Source organism: Pedococcus sp. P2_A3, assembly GCF_056405035.1.
This window is the reverse complement of the sequence record NZ_JBFUCW010000024.1, coordinates 39,558-56,366: the sequence shown is the minus strand read 5'-3', so window position 1 is coordinate 56,366 and position 16,809 is coordinate 39,558. Positions and strand designations below refer to the sequence as shown.

The window sequence follows — 16,809 nt, the reverse complement described above, 5'->3', positions numbered from 1 at the left end:
GGATCCGACCGCCCCTTCTGGCGTCCGTCTGCCCTGGGTGTCCCGGGGCGCCTGGCTACTCCGAGATCTGGTACCGGATGGTGGTGATCCGCGCCATGATCGAGGTCCGCAGCTCCACCGGCGCCTCCTCGCACGCGCACGACCGCTTGACCAGCGCCTTGAGCGCCTGGTCGAGGTCGTACTCCTTGAGACAGGGGCCGCACTCCTCGAGGTGGTGCTGGATCTTGACCGTGTCGTCCTGCGTCATCTCGCCGTCGAGGTACTCGTAGACCCGGTGCAGGACCTCGGAACRGTCCGACCCCGCAGCCTCTCCCGGTCCTAGTTCTCCGCAGCTCATGAGTCCGCTCCCTGGGTCACGAAGCCGCGCTCGGCGGCATACTCCGTCAGAAGCTCCCTCAGCTGGCGCCGGCCGCGGTGCAACCGCGACATGACCGTGCCGATGGGAGTGTCCATGATCTCGGCGATCTCCTTGTACGCAAAGCCCTCGACGTCGGCGAGGTAGACCGCCATCCGGAAGTCCTCCGGCAGCTCCTGCAGTGCCCGCTTCACCTCGGTGTCGGGCAGGTGGTCCAACGCCTCCGTCTCGGCGGAGCGCAGGCCGCTCGAGCTGTGCGACTCGGCACGGGCGAGCTGGTAGTCCTCGATCTCGGCCGCATCGGACTGCAGCGGCTCGCGCTGCTTCTTGCGGTAGGTGTTGATGTAGGTGTTGGTGAGGATGCGGTACATCCACGCCTTGAAGTTGGTGCCGGGCCGGTACTGGTGGAACGCGGCGAAGGCCTTCGTGTAGGTCTCCTGCAGCAGGTCCTCGGCGTCGGCCGGGTTGCGCGTGGTGCGCAGGGCAGCGGAATAGAGCTGGTCGAGCAGCGGCATCGCCTCGCGCTCGAAGCGCGCCTGGCGCTCGGCGGGCGTCTCGCTGGCCACGTCGACCGTGGCGTCGGGGGTGGCCTCGTCGACGATGGTGTCGGTGGCGGGAGTCTCAGTCATTGCCCTCCAGCCTAGCCCCGCCTCGGCGGCGGTCGGCTTCCTGGTCGTGGCGGACAGTCCCAGGCCCACCGGGGCGGTGGGCGCGGCCCCGCGGTCAGGCGGTGCGGTCATGACGGGCACGTGCTGGCTCCTGGCGGTGCATCGGGTGGTTTTCGACCGCAGGGCGGCCGGTCCCTCGGTGCAACGGAGCGCCTCACACCGTCATTCCCAGGCGCTACGGTTTCGGGTATGTCGCCCGCTCCTGAACCGTCCTTCGTCCAGCTGCTCACCGAGCAGGTCCGCCACGAGTTCACGGCCAGCCAGCAGTACATCGCCATCGCGGTCTGGTTCGACGGGCACGACCTCCCGCGGCTCGCGACGCACTTCTACGCCCAGAGCGTCGAGGAGCGCAACCACGCCATGATGATGGTCCAGTACATGCTGGACCGGGACTGGGCCCTGACCGTCCCCGGCGTGGACGAGGTGCGCAACGAGTTCGGCAAGCCCCACGAGCCGATCGCCGTCGCGCTCGAGCAGGAGAAGTCGGTGACCGCCCAGATCGAGGCGCTCTTCCGCGCGGCGCGCAGCGAGGGTGACGTGCTCGGGGAGCAGTTCATGCTCTGGTTCCTCAAGGAGCAGGTCGAGGAGGTCGCCGCGATGAACACGCTGCTGACCATCGCGCAGCGCGCCGGTGAGGACTGGTTCCAGATCGAGGACCACCTGGCCCGCGAGGCCGTGGGCGACGGCGGCAACGACGCGTCCGCGCCGGCAGCAGCAGGCGGCACGCTCTAACCCCACGCGACGGCTGGACGTCTTCACAGCCAAGTCACAGCCGCCGTGCACCAAGTCCCCAGCACGCAGGCGCACCCTTCTCTCGGCATCGTCGGAGACTGGAGTGCACCGTGGACGGGCGTCTGGCTGGCAAGAAGAAGTGGATCGCCGGCGCGGGCGCCGTCGTCGTGGTGGCCGGAGCCGTCGGGGGGTGGGCCCTCGCACGACCGGACGGGAGCGCGACGACGACCACGATCACCGCGACGGCGACGGTCGGGACGATCCGGCAGACTGTGACCACGACGGGCACGCTGGCACCGGCCCAGCGCGCCGACCTGTCGTTCCAGGTGTCAGGGACGGTCACCTCGGTCCCCGTCACGGTCGGCGACAAGGTCGCCAAGGGGGCCACCCTCGCGACCGTCGACGACACCGAGCTGCAAGCCGCGGTCGACTCCGCGGAGGCGGCGGTGGCCGCGGCCGTCGACCAGGTGAACAGCGCTGCCGGCAGCACGGTCGCCCAGGTCGCCTCCGCCGACGCCCAGCTCGCGGCAGCGCGGAGCACCCTGGCCCGGGCCGAGGCGTCCCTCGCGGAGGCCACCCTCCGCTCGCCCATCGCGGGCACGGTCGCCAGTGTCGTCATCGCCACCGGTGACACGGTCGGCTCCACCGGCGGAGCGAGCGGGGGCACCGGCGGCGGCGGAACGGGGACCGGAGGAACGGGGACCGGGGGCACGGGCACCACCGGCACCGCCCAGATCGTCGTGATCTCGACGAACGCGTGGGTCGTCAACGCGTCGGTCGGCGCCCCCGACCTGGCCAGCGTGAAGAAGGGTCTGCAGGTCGAGATCACCCCTGATGGCAGCAACCAGAAGGTGTTCGGCACGGTGCGGTCGGTCGGGGTGATGGCCTCGACAGGCAGCAGCGGCTCGGCGACCTTCCCGGTCACGATCGGCGTGACGGGCGCGCCGAAAGGGTTGTACGCCGGGGGCACCGTCACCGCCGCCATCGTGGTCAAGCAGGTCGACCACGTGCTGACGATCCCGTCGGYGGCAATCAGCTCGACGGGCAACACCACCTACGTGACGCTCACCAAGGGCGGCAGGCAGACGCGCAAGACGGTCGTCGTCGGGGCGGTCTACGGGGCCCAGACCCAGATCACGTCGGGTATCGCCGAGGGCGACCAGGTCGTCGTGCGCCAGATCCAGCTCCCTCAGGGGGGCGGCGGCACGGGCACGAACCGGCAGCGGGGCACCGGGGGCCAGTTCCCGGGTGGCGGGCAGTTCGGTGGTGGCCAGTTCCCCGATGGCGGGCAGTTCCCCGGTGGGGGCCAGGCCCCTGGCGGCGGGCAGTTCCCTGGTGGTGGCCAGGCGCCGGGCGGTGGCCAATGACCGACGCATGGGGGAAGCAGATCCTCCGACTGACCGAGGTGAGCAAGACCTACAGCAGCGGCAGCCTCGAGGTCGCGGCCCTCCGCGGGGTCTCGTTCACGGTGGTGGCCGGCGAGTACATCGCGATCATGGGTCCCTCGGGATCGGGCAAGTCGACCCTCATGCACATCCTCGGTTGCCTCGACGTCCCCACGACAGGGGTCTACGAGCTCGCGGGCCAGGACGTCGGCCGCCTGGGCGAGGCCGAGCTGGCCGAGATCCGCAACACCCGCATCGGCTTCGTGTTCCAGCAGTTCAACCTGCTCCCGACGCTGTCGGCCTGGCGCAACGTCGCGCTGCCGCTGTGCTACGCCCGGACAGGGGCGGCCGAACGCCGCAGGCGGGCCATCGCATGCCTCGAACGCGTGGGCCTGGCCGACCGCGTGGACCACCGTCCCGGCGAGCTCTCGGGAGGGCAGCAACAGCGGGTGGCGATCGCCCGGGCCCTGGTGACGGACCCGTCGTTGCTGCTGGCCGACGAGCCCACCGGCAACCTCGACTCGAGCTCGACCGAGGACGTGCTGCGGCTGTTCGACGAGCTCAACGACACCGGCCGCACCATCGCCCTCATCACCCACGAGCACGACGTCGCCGCCCGGGCTCGCCGAACGCTTCGCATCCACGACGGACTGCTCGAGGACCTGGCCGTGACGGGGACGCCCCGATGAGCTGGGCCGAGACACTACGCAGCGCCCTCGAGGCCATCTCTGCCCGCCGCCTGCGGTCGGCGCTGACCACGCTCGGCATCCTCATCGGCATCGCCGCCGTGATGCTCACGGTCGGGTTGGGCCAAGGCGCCCAGCAGACCGTGCGCGACCAGATCAGCAAGCTGGGGTCGAACCTGCTCATTGTCTCCCCCGGCAGCACGACAACCCAAGGCCTGCGAGCCGGTCGCGGGTCGGCGTCCACCCTCACGACCCGTGACGCCGCGATGCTCGCCGACCGGTCCGTGGCCCCCGACGTCGCCGCGCTGGCGCCCGTCAGCAGCACCTCGCAGTCGGTCGTGGCCGACACGACCAACTGGACCACCCAGGTGGTGGGGACCACCGGCTCGTGGCCGAACGTCCGGGCCCGGACGATGGCCACTGGCCGGTTCTTCACCAGCGGCGAGGAGTCGGCCGCAGCCCAGGTCGCAGTGATCGGCACGACCACCGCGTCCGAGCTCTTCGGGCGGCGCAACCCCGTCGGGCAGGGCGTCACGATCGGTGGATCGAGCTACACGGTGATCGGCGTCCTCACCTCCATCGGGTCGTCGACGAGCTCCGACGAGGACGACACCGTGGTCATCCCGCTCACGACGTATGCCGCGCGCCTCTCCTCCTCGGCGAACACCTCCTCCATCAGCACTCTCTACCTCCAGGCGACGTCGCAGCAGACCCTCTCAGCGGCATACCAGGAGGCGCATGCAGCGCTGCTGGTCTCGCACGGGGTCACCTCGGCCTCCCCCGACTTCACCATCAGCTCCCAGGAGTCGCTCGTCGCGACCGCCACCTCCACCGACCGCACCCTGACCATCCTGCTGGCGGGCATCGCCGCGATCTCGTTGCTCGTGGGCGGGATCGGCGTCATGAACATCATGCTCGTCTCCGTCACCGAAAGGATCCGCGAGATCGGGCTGCGCAAGGCGCTCGGCGCCACCCCGCGGGCTGTGCGCCGCCAGTTCCTCACCGAGGCCAGCGTGCTCGGCCTCGCGGGCGGAGTCCTCGGTCTCACCCTCGGCTATGCCGGCGCGCGCCTGCTCCCCCCGCTGATCGCCCAGCCGGTCTCGATCGAGCCGTATGTCGCAGTCGGAGCGCTGCTCATCTCCCTCGTCATCGGGATCGGCGCGGGCGTCTACCCCGCGACCCGCGCGGCCCGGCTCGCCCCCATCGACGCCCTGCGCAGCGAATAGCCATGCGCCCCAACGAATCCAGGAGCACCGCGATCATGTCCGCGCTCACCCGGCCCCTTTGGACGGCTGCTTCCGTCGCTACGGCCACGCTGCTGCTCTCGGCGTGCGGTGGCAGCGGCAACGCCGCGTCACCGACCTCTGCGGGGAGCTCGACCACCCAGGCAAGCGCTGGCCTTGGCGCCCCCCAAGGTGGCACGCGTCCGCCGGGAGTCAGCGGCCTCGTGGCCGCCGTGGACGGCCGGATACTGCAGGTGCAGGGCACCGACACCCAGACATCGGTGACGTGGAGCTCCTCCACGAGGTTCACGCGCGAGGCCGCCGCGACCGCCGCCGCGGTGGTGGTCGGGTCGTGCGTCATCGTGCGCGGCGCGCCCGCCACGGGCACCGGGGCCACGGATCCCGCGGCCCCGGTGGCGGCCATGAGCGTCGCGGTATCGGCGGCCGTCGGCGGCGAGTGCACCGGCGGTTTCGCCCGCGGCGGTGCAGGCCGGGGCGGTTTCGCCGGCGGCCCCACTGGGGCGCTGCCCGATACCACGGGGCCGCGGCCGTCCGACGCACCCTCGGGTCGGTTCGGTCCGGGTCCGGGAGTCGGTGGTGGTCGGGGCGCGTTCGGCCGGGTCACCGCGGTCACGGCCGCCGGGTTCACCGTCGTCAGCACCGTGCCGGTCCGTGCGGGCGGCACTGCCACGGCCGGTCCCACGGCGACCACACGCACCGTCACGGTGACCACCTCCCGGGCGACGACCTACACGGTCACGGTCACGGCCACTGCCAAGGCGGCGGCCGTCGGCACCTGCGTGACGGCACAAGGACCGTCGGACGACACGGGCGCAGTGCAGGCGACCTCGATCGCCGTCCGACCCGCGGTGGACGGCACGTGCAGCCAGGGCTTCGGCCGCGACCAGGCAGCACCCACGGGAGGCACCCATGGCTGACGACGACGCAGGGCACTCGACCCCACTGCGGCTGTCCTCGGCGGCGGTGGCGGTAGCGGTGGCCCTGGGTGTCGCGTTCGTCGCCCGGGCCCACGCGGCCGACGACCCGAACAGCGGCTACCGCACCGCCACCGTCGCCACCGGCACGGTCGCCCAGTCCCTGTCGTTCGTCGGGACCGTGCAGCACGTGAACCAGCAGACCGCCTCGTTCAAGACCTCGGGCACGGTTGCTTCCGTGTCGGTGGCCGTCGGCCAGCGGGTCACGAAGGGCCAGCAGCTCGCCCTGCTCGCCACCGCCGACCTCGACGACGCCGTGCTGCAGGCCAAGGCCACGCTGGCCCGCGCCAAGGCAACCCTGGAGTCGGACGAGGCAGGCACCTCCCCCACCAGCGCGTCCTCGGGCTCCACGCAGAGCGGGGCCTTGTCCGCCATACCCTCGGCACTGACCATCGCGCCCACCACCGCGCGGGCCACGAGCGCGGCCGAGGCGGTGCGCGCTGCCCAGGCCACAGTGAGTGCGGCCCAGGCCGCGGTGGCTGCGGCCGAGCGGTCTGCCACCACGGCGCTCGCGGCCGCGGACACCGCCTGCGCCGGTGTCCTCGCCCAGCCGACGAGCACGACGACCACCACTGGGCCCACTGGCACCAGCACGACCAGCACCTCCGCGGACACCTCGTCCACCGATACGGCTGCGCTGGCCCAGTGCCTCCAGACGATGCGCGACGCCCAGACCGCGCTGCACGCGGTCACCGCCGCCCAGGACGCCGTGACGGCGGCGCAGGACCGAGTCGCCACAGCCCAGCAGGCCTGGTCGCAGGCGCTGGCCGACTCAGCCAAGGCGGCTGCGCCGGGTGCGCCGAGCAGCGGCACGGCGGGCCAGGGCGGTGCCACCGGTCGCAAGGCCACGAGCGGCACGTCTTCCCGGTCCGGCACGGGCTCAGCAGCCGGCACCTCCCCGTCGAACCGCACCGGGAGCTCGTCCGCTTCCGGCTCTCAGGCCGGCGCGGGCGTCTCCGCAGCCAGGGTGGCGTCGGACCAGGCTGACGTCGCCCGGGCCCAGATCAACCTCGACCAGGCCGAGACCGCCCGCAGCAACGCCCGGCTGACGGCCCCGGCCTCAGGCACCGTGGCGGCCGTCGGGCTGACCGTCGGCGAGAGCGCCGGCTCCAACGGGGTCACCATCGTCGGCACCGGAGGAGCGACCGTCACCGTGCAGGTCCCGGTTGCCTCGATCTCGAAGATCAGCGTGGGCCAGGACGCCACGGCGACGCCGCCCGGCTCGGTCAGCACGGTCGCGGGCTCGGTCGCGCAGGTCAGCCTGATCCCCAGCGAGACGACCGGCAGCACCGCCACCTCGGCCGGAGCGACCTACGCCGTCGTCGTCGACGTGCCCACCTCGACGCCGACCCTGGCCAGTGGGGCTCGCGCTCCCGTGAGCATCACGGTCGGCACCGCGACCAACGTCCTCACCGTGCCGAACTCGGCGATCACGACGACCAGCGCGAGCGACGGCTTCGTGACGCTGGTGCGCAACGGGACGACCACTCGCACGTCGGTCACCCTGGGCGCGGTCGGCGCGACCCGCACCCAGGTCACCACGGGCCTCAAGGCGGGCGACAGGGTGCTTCTCGCCGACCCGAGCCAAGCGATCCCCAGCTCCGGCCAGGGCGCCGGCGGCTTCGGCGGCCGGAACACGCTCGGTGGCAACGGCAGCGGCTTCCCCGGCGGCGGCTTCTCAGGCCGGACTCGGTTCGGGGGCTGACGGCATACCGCAGTTCGAGAGGCAGCCTCAGGCGAGCGAGCGGAGGAAGACGACGGCTGCCGCCACCAGGTCGTCCGGCTTCTTCGTGAACCCGTGACCGCCCTTGACCACACTCACCCACGAGGGGTCGGGCAGCTCGGCGCGCACCTCGTCGGGCGTGCCGAACGGGTCGGTCTCGCCCTGCACCACGTGCAGCGGTATGCCGTGCGCCACCGGTGCGCGCAGCTCCTCGGCCCGGGAGAGCTGGGGCTTGGCAGGCGGGTGGAGGGGGAAGGCCAGCGCGAGTGCTGCATCGGCCTCCACGAGGTGCGCGGTGCGGAACGCGACCCTCGCTCCGTTGCTCTTGCCGCCCACGACGAGCGGGCGAGGGAGGGCAGCCCGTCCGCTCGTCAGCTGGGCGACCACCGGCACCCACGCCGGGTCCTGGGTGTGGGCCGGCGGTGGCAGCTTGCGGCCGGCCACGACCCAAGCCTGCTCGACCAGCGCCACGGCCCACCCGGCCTCGACCAGCCCGGTGGCGACCGCGGTCACGTCACCGGCGCGGATGCTGCCGCCGGCGCCATGGGTGAGGACCACCGTGCCGTGCGCGCGCAGAGGGCGGAGCACGTGCACCCGTGCCGGCCCCGAGGGGGTCTGCACCTCGACGACTCGCGTGGGGTTCATGCGGGGTTGGGCCCTCCTGCCGTCTCGTCCGGTCCCGCGGGAGGAGCGGCGCCCCCGATGATCTCGCCGGTCATGGGGTCGACGACGCCGTCGAGCTCGTCGAGGCCGGCCGGCTCGATCAGCTGCGGTCCGTTGCTGCGGTTGGACGAGACGGCGGTCCCGACGGGATGCGCCTCGAAGCGCCCGGGCGAGGAGAAGGCGAGCAGCCGCCCCACCTCCGCAGGATCGGTGACCGCCGGATCGAGCCAGGTGCCCCAGTCCCCCCGCTCGAGGACCAGCGGCTGCCGGTCGTGGATCCGGTCCAGGCCCGGCTCGGCCTCCGTCGTGATGATGGTGAACGTCGTCAGCCAGGCCTCGGGGTCGTCCTTGTCCGCGATCTCGCGGTCACGCCAGAACTCGTAGAGCCCGGCGAACGCCACGACGTCGCCGTCGGCCCGGTGCATGAAGAACGGCTGCTTGCGCGGGTTGCCCTTGGCGTCCTTGCTCACCGGCGACTTCTGCCACTCGTACCACCCCTGTGCGGGGACCAGGCACCGGCGCGACGCGGCGGCCTTCGCGAACGACCCCTTCTCCAGGACAGACTCCGCCCGCGCGTTGATCATGCGCATCCCGATCTTGACGTCCTTGGCCCAGCTGGGGACCAGCCCCCACGTCAGCAGCCGCAGCTGGCGCACCGGTGCCGGCTCAGCGGCATACTCCTCCGTGCCGCCGCGCGGCGTGCGCATCAGGACGACGGGAGCCTGCTTGCTCGGGGCGAGGTTGTAGTCCGGGGTGCCCGCCGGCGGCGACTGCGGGTTCTTGAGGATGCTGCGGGTCGGCTCGGACGTCCGGTCCTGCTCGACCTCGAACTCCTCGACGAGCTCGTCGGGGTTCGCTGTGGCTGCGTATCGGCCGCACATGGTGGACAGGGTACGCAGCGACGGTGACCTGCCAATACGGTAGACAGGGAGGCGACCTGCGAACCGACCCACCGCATCCTCCAGACACCACCCAGGAGTGACCATGACCCTCGTCCGCCGCGTGGCCCGGCCCCTGCTCGCCGCGATCTTCGTCGTGCAGGGACTCGACCAGCTCCGCCACCCCTCGGCGCTGCAGCCCAAGGTGGCCCCGTTCGCCGAGCAGCTCGCTCCGCTGGGACTGCCCAACGACCCCGAGCTCCTCGTCCGGGCCAACGGCGCCACGATGGTGGCCGGGGGTGCCCTGCTGGCCACCGGTCGCGTGCCGCGCCTCGCCTCGCTGGCCCTGGCCGGCGCCCTCGTGCCGACGACCTACGTCGGGCACCCGTTCTGGACCGAGACCGACCCGGCGGCCAAGCGCATCCAGCGGATCAACTTCCTCAAGAACCTCGGGCTGCTCGGTGGCCTCCTGCTCGCCAGTGTCGACACCGAGGGCAAGCCCGGGCTCGCCTACCGCGCGGGACTCGCTGGCGACTCGGCGAAGCGGGGCGCCAAGCGGGCCCGACGCGAGGCGAAGCTCGCCGCGCGCGCCGCCCGTCGCGAGGCCAAGCTGGCGGCATCCCAGGCCCACGATGCCCTCACCTGACCCATCGCACGCCCTGTCGGCCGACTGGTCGACGCCCACCGCGGCCCGACCCGTCGACGCCGACGTCACGCTGCCGGGCAGCAAGTCCCTCACCAACCGCTTCCTCGTCCTGGCGGCGCTCGCCAACAGCCCGTCGCGCCTGCGGCGCCCGCTGCGGTCCCGCGACACGCTCCTCATGGCCCAGGCCCTGCGCGACCTGGGTGCGGGGGTGGACGACGCCACGGCCCACAGCGACCTCGCCCCCGACTGGGTGGTCACGCCGGCGACCCTCAACCGCGGGGCGCACGTCGACTGCGGGCTGGCGGGCACCGTGATGCGCTTCCTGCCGCCGGTTGCCGCCCTGGCCCACGGCCTGGTCACGTTCGACGGTGACGTGCAGGCGCGGGTGCGGCCCATGGGCCCGGTGCTCACTGCCCTGCGCGACCTCGGGGCGACGGTCGAGGACGAGGGCCGCGGCACGCTGCCCTTCACCGTCCACGGGACGGGGCGTATGCCGGGTGGCACCGTCACGCTCGACGCCTCCTCGTCGTCGCAGTTCGTCTCGGCCCTCCTGCTGGCCGCCCCGCGCTACGACCAGGGCGTGACGATCCACCACGTGGGCAAGCCGGTGCCGTCCGAGCCGCACATCGAGATGACCGTCGAGACCCTGCGCGACGCGGGAGCCATCGTCGACGACGGGGAGGCCAACACCTGGCGCGTCGAGCCCTCGGAGATCAACGGCCTCGACGTCCAGGTCGAGCCCGACCTGTCCAACGCCGCGCCCTTCCTCGCGGCCGCGCTCATCACCGGCGGACGCGTCACCGTGCCGGGCTGGCCCCAGCACACCTCCCAGGCGGGCGACGCAATCCGCGACATCCTCGACGCCATGGGCGCCGACGTCTCCCTGTCCCGCGAAGGCCTGACCGTGTCGGGCTCCGGCGAGGTGGGCGGCATCGACGTCGACCTGCACGACGCCAGTGAGCTGACCCCCGTCGTCGCTGCCCTGGCCGCCCTGGCCGACTCCCCCAGCATCATCCGCGGGGTCGCGCACATCCGGGGGCACGAGACCGACCGACTGGCCGCCCTCTCGCGCGAGCTCAGCGACCGTGGGGCCACGGTGACCGAGACCGAGGACGGCCTGCGGATCGCCCCCGGCCCCCTCACCGGTGGCGTGTTCCACACCTACGCCGACCACCGGATGGTGATGGCCGGCGCCGTGCTGGGGCTGCGCGCGCCCGGGCTGGTCGTCGAGGACCACGGCACGGTGGCCAAGACCCTCCCCGAGTTCGTCGACCTGTGGCACGGCCTCGTGGCGCCCGGAGGTGACCGGCTGTGAGCCGACGGGCCTCGGACTACGACGAGAGCGACGTCCGCATCCGGCCGAGCCGCCGGGGGTCGCGACCGAGGTCCAAGGACCGCCCGGCCCACGAGGACGCCGTGCCCGGGTTCGTCATCGGCGTCGACCGCGGTCGCTACACCGTGCTGGTCGCCCAGGGCGCCGGCGGCAAGCGCCCCGACGGACGGCCGTGGCCGGAGCGCATCGTCACGGCCATGAAGGCGCGCGAGCTGGGTCGCAAGGGCATCGTGGTCGGCGACGACGTCGAGCTGGTCGGCGACACGACGGGCAACCCCGACGGACTGGCCAGGGTCGTCCGCCTCACGCCGCGGCGCTCGGTGCTGCGCCGCACGGCCGACGACACCGACCCGGTCGAGCGCGTCATCGTCGCGAACGCCGACCAGCTCGTCATCGTCACGGCCCTGGCCAACCCCGAGCCCCGTCCCCGCATGATCGACCGCTGTCTCGTGGCCGCCTACGACGCGGGGCTCGCTCCCCTCCTGGTGCTCACCAAGGCCGACCTGGCCGACGCCGACGCGTTCCTCGCCCACTACGCGCCACTCAACGTCCGCCACATCGTGACTGCCGTCGGTGAGTCCGGCTTCGAAGGCCTCGAGGCCCTGCAGGAGCAGCTGGTCGACCGGGTCAGCGTGTTCATCGGCCATTCCGGGGTGGGCAAGTCCACGCTCGTCAACGGGCTGGTCCCCGACGCGCACAGGGCGACCGGAGTGGTCAACGACTTCACTGGTCGCGGTCGCCACACCTCCAGCTCCGCCGTCGCCCTGCGCCTGCCCGACGGAAGTGGCTGGGTGATCGACACCCCCGGGGTGCGCTCGTTCGGCCTCGCCCACGTGGACCTCGCCCGCATCATCCAGCACTTTCCCGACCTCGAGCCCGGTACGGCCGAGTGCCCCCGCGGGTGCACGCACGACGAGGAGGAGTGTGCCCTCGACGCCTGGGTCGCCTCGGGTCACGCGGGCCCGGCCGGCACCTCACGTCTCGAGTCGCTGCGGCGCCTGCTGCGGGCGCGCTCGGGAGAGTCGGACTGAGCCCGCTCCCCCAGCGGGCCCAGCACCAGGTGGCCGGCCAGGGCGAGGGCCAGGGAGAGCACCGGCATACCGAACAGCAGCGCGAGCTGGACGTGCAGCGGCGCGGACAGCATCGTGGTCTCGTCGAGACGTTCGGTCCACCAGAGCAGCACGCCCGGACCGACGATGGCCAGGACCGCGACCGCGCGGGCCAGCAGGCCACGGCGACGCACCAGCGGACCGGCGACGAGCAGCCCGGGCGCCAACGGGGCACCCTGCCCGGCAAACAGGATGAGGCCGGGCACGAAGAGGAGCCGGAACCACCTGCGACCCCCAGTGGAGTGGCGGGCCCGCCAGGACAGCCCGATCAACAGCCCCAGCACGCCGCTGAGACCGATGATCATCGACGTGCCGGCCCAGCTGAACTCAGGCTCGGTGGACACCAGCCGCATCCACGCCCTCGCGACGACCCCCCACGCCGCCCCCAGGCCGAAGCCGACGAGGGCGGCGCGGAGCACCGCGTGCCGGGAGGTCGTCATCACCACTCCACAGGCAGGCACGCGAGCCTGTCGCCCGCTGTCCCGTTGGCAGCCGTGGCCCGCTCGTGGATCACGACCGACCGCTGGCCGGGGGTCGCGACGAAGGGGACGTGCGCGACGGCGTTGGCACTGCCCTCGGCGTCCACGGTGAAGTCCAGCCAGATCTCCGTCTGGTCGTTCACCGCGGTGGGCGGCTGACCGGTGTGGTTGTAGTGCGGGCCGGCGGCCGGGCCGTTGCCGTCGACGCACGGTCCGTTGTGCAGGTGGGCGCCGAACGTCCGCCCGGCCTGTGCGGGGTCCACGCCGTGGACCACCAGCACCGCTGTGGACGCGTCGCCATGACCGACGAGGGTGAGCTTGGCCGACGCGTCGGCGAACGGCGCGCCCTTCCCGCTGAGGAGCAGGTGCAGGTTCCCCCGGAAGCTGGTGGCGGCGCCCGCGACGGCGGGGGCGACTGCTGCGCCCACGCCGAGGATGGCGGCGCAGGCTGCTGCGGTGGCCGTCCTCCGCCAAAGAGGTGATGACTGACGGTGTTCCATGATGCTCTCCTTGCCCTGTGGTGACGTGGTGCTGACACCTCACTGACGCGACACCACAACGCCCCGGGTGACAGGAAAAATCACCGAAAATCGTTGTCACCCAACGGCTCTGCTGGTTCGTCTGTCGAGGTGATGGAGTCTGTGGGTGTAGTGGAAGCTGGAGCACGAGAGACGTCGGCGGTCCCGACCCCCGACGCCCTCGTCGCCGCGCTCTTCGCCGCCGAGGCTGCCCGGCTGGTGTCGCTCGCGAGGTTCTTCGTGGAGGACCGCACTGCAGCCGAGGACCTCGTGCAGGAGGCGTTCATCCGCCTGTCGCGCAGCGCGCACCGGATCCGCGACCTCGAGCGGGCCGCTGCCTACCTGCGCTCGATCGTCATCAACCTGGCCCGCGACCACAACCGTCGCGGACTCGTCTCCCTGCGCCACCGACCGCCCGCGATCCCCGACGAGCCGTCGGCGGAGGAGACGGCCACCGCCCGCGAGTCGCGGTCGGAGGTGGTCGCCGCCCTGCGGAGCCTGCCCCACCGGCAACGCGACTGCCTCGTCCTGCGCTACTACCTCGACCTGCCGGTCGAGGCCATCGCCACGACCCTGGGCATCTCCGCCAACTCGGTCAAGACACACCTGCAGCGGGGTATGCGTGCCCTCGCGAGCACTCTGGAGGAGAAGCGATGAGCACCCTCGAGGAACGCCTGCACGAGGCCCTCGTGACCGAAGGGACCCGGTCCGAGCCGTCACCGGACCTCTTCGCCCGAGTGGTCGCCTCCATCGACGACGACCGCGCCCGACGCCGCCGCCTGGTGCGCGCCGGAGGCCTCTGGCTGGCTGGTACCGCCGCCGTGGCGGCCTGCGTGCTGGCATTCACACCGAGAGATGGGAAAGGACTGCACATGCCCTGGTGGATCCTGGAGGTGGGCACCAACCTCGCCCTGCTGGCCATGGCCTTGTGGCTCGGCCCGTTCATCAAGCGCTTCGGCAGGGCGTATGCCGCCGACGTCTTCCACGACAACCCGCTCACGGGCAAGAGCTACATCGTGCTGACCGACATCGTGTACTACCTGATCTTCGCCGCCTACATCCTCTTCAGCGTCCACGTCGCCCCCCAGGCGGAGTGGCAGAACTCGATCTCGGGCAAGGTCACGGCGGAACAGGTGACCTTCGAGCTCGGGCGACTCGGCGGCATACTCCTGATCATCGGGATCCTGCACGGCCTCAACATCGTGCTGATGCCCCTGCTCGGCCGGATCTTCTCGCTCAACCGGCGGCTGCCCAGCCGGCAGTAGGGCCGAGAACGACACGGTGCCGTCCTCCGTGAGGGGAGGACGGCACCGTGGAGGGTCGTGCGATCAGGCGCCGGCGGTCTGCGCCTTCGGGTCGACCGCAGTGAGGTCGATCGTCTCGATGATCTCCCGCGGAGCAGCGAAGTGGCACGCCGACAGGTGCTCGGCGACGCCGTCGGGGCGCAGCTCCAGCAGCGGGATGTCGGCCTTGCACTTGTCCTGCGCCTTCCAGCACCGCGTGTGGAAGCGGCAGCCCGAGGGCGGGTTGGCGGGCGACGGGACGTCACCCTTGAGGACGATCTGCTCGCGCTTGTCACGCAGCGTCGGGTCGGGCACCGGGACGGCCGAGAGCAGGGCCTGGGTGTAGGGGTGGGTGGGACGACCGTAGATCTCGTCCTCCTCCCCCAGCTCTGCCATCTTGCCGAGGTACATGACGCCGACGCGGTCCGAGATGTGCCGGACGACGGACAGGTCGTGGGCGATGAAGATGTAGGACAGGCCGAGCTCGTCCTGCAGCTTCTCCATCAGGTTGACGACCTGCGCCTGCACCGACACGTCGAGCGCAGACACCGGCTCGTCGCAGATCAGCACCTTGGGGTTGAGCGCGATGCCGCGGGCGATACCGATGCGCTGCCGCTGGCCACCGGAGAACTGGTGGGGGTAGCGGTTGATGTGCTCCGGGTTGAGGCCCACGAGGTCGAGCAGGTCCTGGACGGCCTTGCGGCGGCCCTTCTTCGGCACCACGTCGGGGTGGATGTCGAAGGGCTCCCCCACGATGTCGCCGACCGTCTTGCGAGGGTTGAGCGAGGTGTAGGGGTCCTGGAACACGATCTGGATGTCGCGTCGGAGCCGACGCATCGCCCGGCCCTTCTGGGCGTACATGTCGACGCCGTCGAAGACCACGCTGCCCGAGGTGGGCTCCTCCAGGCGCATCAGGAGACGGCCGAGGGTGGACTTGCCACACCCGGACTCGCCGACGATGCCCAGCGTCTCACCCTTGCGGAGCTCGAAGCTGACGCCGTCGACGGCCTTGACGTTGCCCACCGTGCGGCGCAGCACGCCGCCCTTGATGGGGTAGTACTTGACCAGGTCGGTCGCGGTCAGAATGGCCTCAGCCATGGAGGACCTCCTCGGCGAAGTGGCAGGCGCTCTCTCGGCCGGGAGCGACCTCGAGCAGGGCAGGACGTTCCTCGCGGCACACGTCCTGGGCGTACTTGCACCGCGGGTTGAACGCGCAGCCCGGAGGGATCCGCATGAGGTTGGGCGGCAGGCCACCGATGGCGGCGAGCTGCTGACCCTTCTGGTCCAGACGCGGGATCGACTCCAGCAGGCCCTTGGTGTACGGGTGGCCGGGCTGGCGGTAGAGGTCGAAGACGTCCGCTCGCTCGACGATCCGGCCGGCATACATCACCGCGATCTTGTCGGCGACGTCGGCGACGACACCGAGGTCGTGCGTGATGAGGATGAGCCCCATCTGGCGCTCCTCCTGGAGCTCCTGCAGCAGCGCCATGATCTGCGCCTGGACGGTGACGTCCAGGGCGGTGGTGGGCTCGTCGGCGATGAGCACGGCCGGGTCGAGCGAGATCGCCATCGCGATCATGATGCGCTGGCGCATACCGCCGGAGAACTGGTGCGGGTAGGCCTTCACCCGCTCCTTGGCAGCCGGGATCTGCACGCGCTGCATGAGCTTGACCGCACGCTCGAGGGCGTCGGACTTGTTCATGCCGCGGTGCACGCGGAACATCTCGGCGATCTGCCAGCCGACCGGGAACACCGGGTTCAGCGACGAGAGCGCGTCCTGGAAGACCATCGCGATCTCCGGGCCGCGGGTCCTGCGCCGCTGCTCGACGGGCATGGTCAGCAGGTCCTCGCCGCAGTAGCGGATCTGACCCTTGGGGATCACCGCGGGCGGCATGTCGAGGATGCCCATGATGGCCTGGGCGGTCACGGACTTGCCGGACCCCGACTCACCGAGGATGGCCAGGGTCTGACCCTGGTGGAGGTCGAAGTTGACGCCGTTGATCGCCTTGGCCACGCCGTCGGGGGTGTGGAACTCGACGTGGAGGTCCTCCACCTCCAGCAGGAGTCCGTCCTTGGGCGTGTAGGTGTGACCAGAGGACTTCGCCGACTGGCGAGCCATGGTTTCAGAGGTAG

The 16,809-nt window shown here is 71.7% G+C and carries 19 protein-coding genes; 11 read left to right on the top strand and 8 right to left on the bottom strand.

Annotation, left to right across the window (positions count from 1 at the left end):
- Window positions 1-55: 55 nt before the first annotated feature.
- Both rsrA and AC1DX8_RS17590 read right to left on the bottom strand, forming a co-directional pair.
- Complete coding sequence (gene rsrA / locus AC1DX8_RS17595; protein WP_477631240.1) at window positions 56-337, bottom strand: mycothiol system anti-sigma-R factor; 282 nt, start codon at window positions 335-337, stop codon at window positions 56-58.
- Complete coding sequence (locus AC1DX8_RS17590; RefSeq protein WP_477631239.1) at window positions 334-984, bottom strand: sigma-70 family RNA polymerase sigma factor; 651 nt, start codon at window positions 982-984, stop codon at window positions 334-336. Before AC1DX8_RS17590 ends, rsrA begins: the two co-directional genes overlap by 4 nt.
- A 228-nt stretch (window positions 985-1,212) precedes the next feature.
- Here AC1DX8_RS17590 and AC1DX8_RS17585 point away from each other — a divergent pair, with 228 nt between their 5' ends.
- The 6 genes from AC1DX8_RS17585 (at window position 1,213) to AC1DX8_RS17560 (ending at window position 7,749) form a co-directional block, all read left to right on the top strand.
- A complete protein-coding gene (locus AC1DX8_RS17585; protein ID WP_477631238.1) occupies window positions 1,213-1,755 on the top strand; it encodes a ferritin in 543 nt (180 codons plus the stop codon).
- Window positions 1,756-1,865: 110 nt separating this feature from the next.
- The gene (locus AC1DX8_RS17580) at window positions 1,866-3,122 is read left to right on the top strand and encodes an efflux RND transporter periplasmic adaptor subunit (protein ID WP_477631237.1); all 1,257 of its coding nucleotides are present in this window, start codon (window positions 1,866-1,868) and stop codon (window positions 3,120-3,122) included.
- Window positions 3,119-3,829, top strand: a complete 711-nt coding sequence (locus tag AC1DX8_RS17575; RefSeq protein WP_477631236.1) for an ABC transporter ATP-binding protein — start codon at window positions 3,119-3,121, stop codon at window positions 3,827-3,829. Before AC1DX8_RS17580 ends, AC1DX8_RS17575 begins: the two co-directional genes overlap by 4 nt.
- Complete coding sequence (locus AC1DX8_RS17570; RefSeq protein WP_477631235.1) at window positions 3,826-5,052, top strand: ABC transporter permease; 1,227 nt, start codon at window positions 3,826-3,828, stop codon at window positions 5,050-5,052. The genes AC1DX8_RS17575 and AC1DX8_RS17570 overlap by 4 nt, the downstream gene beginning before the upstream one ends.
- A gap of 35 nt (window positions 5,053-5,087) precedes the next feature.
- Entirely contained in the window at window positions 5,088-5,987 is a 900-nt protein-coding gene (locus AC1DX8_RS17565; RefSeq protein WP_477631234.1) for a hypothetical protein, read from the top strand.
- Complete coding sequence (locus tag AC1DX8_RS17560; RefSeq protein ID WP_477631233.1) at window positions 5,980-7,749, top strand: efflux RND transporter periplasmic adaptor subunit; 1,770 nt, start codon at window positions 5,980-5,982, stop codon at window positions 7,747-7,749. The genes AC1DX8_RS17565 and AC1DX8_RS17560 overlap by 8 nt, the downstream gene beginning before the upstream one ends.
- Before the next feature lie 27 nt (window positions 7,750-7,776).
- On the opposite strand, the gene AC1DX8_RS17555 is transcribed toward AC1DX8_RS17560, so the two are convergent.
- Together AC1DX8_RS17555 and AC1DX8_RS17550 are read right to left on the bottom strand one after the other, a co-directional pair.
- Window positions 7,777-8,412: an alpha/beta hydrolase family protein gene (locus AC1DX8_RS17555; protein ID WP_477631232.1), complete on the bottom strand. Its 636-nt coding sequence runs from the start codon at window positions 8,410-8,412 to the stop codon at window positions 7,777-7,779.
- Complete coding sequence (locus AC1DX8_RS17550) at window positions 8,409-9,311, bottom strand: SOS response-associated peptidase (RefSeq protein ID WP_477631231.1); 903 nt, start codon at window positions 9,309-9,311, stop codon at window positions 8,409-8,411. The genes AC1DX8_RS17555 and AC1DX8_RS17550 overlap by 4 nt, the downstream gene beginning before the upstream one ends.
- A gap of 103 nt (window positions 9,312-9,414) precedes the next feature.
- Between AC1DX8_RS17550 and AC1DX8_RS17545 the strand changes: the two genes are divergently transcribed.
- Genes AC1DX8_RS17545 through rsgA form a run of 3 tightly spaced genes read left to right on the top strand, consistent with a single transcriptional unit; the run spans window position 9,415 to window position 12,318 of the window.
- Window positions 9,415-9,954: a DoxX family protein gene (locus tag AC1DX8_RS17545; protein WP_477631230.1), complete on the top strand. Its 540-nt coding sequence runs from the start codon at window positions 9,415-9,417 to the stop codon at window positions 9,952-9,954.
- Entirely contained in the window at window positions 9,941-11,269 is a 1,329-nt protein-coding gene (gene aroA / locus AC1DX8_RS17540) for a 3-phosphoshikimate 1-carboxyvinyltransferase (RefSeq protein WP_477631229.1), read from the top strand. The genes AC1DX8_RS17545 and aroA overlap by 14 nt, the downstream gene beginning before the upstream one ends.
- The gene (rsgA, locus tag AC1DX8_RS17535; RefSeq protein ID WP_477631228.1) at window positions 11,266-12,318 is read left to right on the top strand and encodes a ribosome small subunit-dependent GTPase A; all 1,053 of its coding nucleotides are present in this window, start codon (window positions 11,266-11,268) and stop codon (window positions 12,316-12,318) included. The genes aroA and rsgA overlap by 4 nt, the downstream gene beginning before the upstream one ends.
- On the opposite strand, the gene AC1DX8_RS17530 is transcribed toward rsgA, so the two are convergent.
- Window positions 12,240-12,836, bottom strand: coding sequence for a hypothetical protein (locus AC1DX8_RS17530; RefSeq protein WP_477631227.1), 597 nt, complete (start codon window positions 12,834-12,836; stop codon window positions 12,240-12,242). The genes rsgA and AC1DX8_RS17530 overlap by 79 nt on opposite strands.
- Entirely contained in the window at window positions 12,836-13,375 is a 540-nt protein-coding gene (locus AC1DX8_RS17525; RefSeq protein ID WP_477631226.1) for a hypothetical protein, read from the bottom strand. Before AC1DX8_RS17525 ends, AC1DX8_RS17530 begins: the two co-directional genes overlap by 1 nt.
- 150 nt (window positions 13,376-13,525) lie before the next feature.
- On the opposite strand from AC1DX8_RS17525, the gene AC1DX8_RS17520 reads away from it, so the two are divergent.
- Together AC1DX8_RS17520 and AC1DX8_RS17515 are read left to right on the top strand one after the other, a co-directional pair.
- Window positions 13,526-14,050, top strand: a complete 525-nt coding sequence (locus AC1DX8_RS17520) for an RNA polymerase sigma factor (RefSeq protein ID WP_477631225.1) — start codon at window positions 13,526-13,528, stop codon at window positions 14,048-14,050.
- On the top strand, window positions 14,047-14,658 hold the full coding sequence (locus tag AC1DX8_RS17515; protein ID WP_477631224.1) for a hypothetical protein: 612 nt from the start codon (window positions 14,047-14,049) through the stop codon (window positions 14,656-14,658). Before AC1DX8_RS17520 ends, AC1DX8_RS17515 begins: the two co-directional genes overlap by 4 nt.
- A gap of 63 nt (window positions 14,659-14,721) precedes the next feature.
- Here the strand turns inward: AC1DX8_RS17515 and AC1DX8_RS17510 are convergent, their stop codons facing one another.
- Together AC1DX8_RS17510 and AC1DX8_RS17505 are read right to left on the bottom strand one after the other, a co-directional pair.
- Complete coding sequence (locus tag AC1DX8_RS17510; protein WP_477631223.1) at window positions 14,722-15,774, bottom strand: ABC transporter ATP-binding protein; 1,053 nt, start codon at window positions 15,772-15,774, stop codon at window positions 14,722-14,724.
- A complete protein-coding gene (locus AC1DX8_RS17505; protein ID WP_477631244.1) occupies window positions 15,767-16,795 on the bottom strand; it encodes an ABC transporter ATP-binding protein in 1,029 nt (342 codons plus the stop codon). Before AC1DX8_RS17505 ends, AC1DX8_RS17510 begins: the two co-directional genes overlap by 8 nt.
- Window positions 16,796-16,809 lie beyond the last annotated feature (14 nt).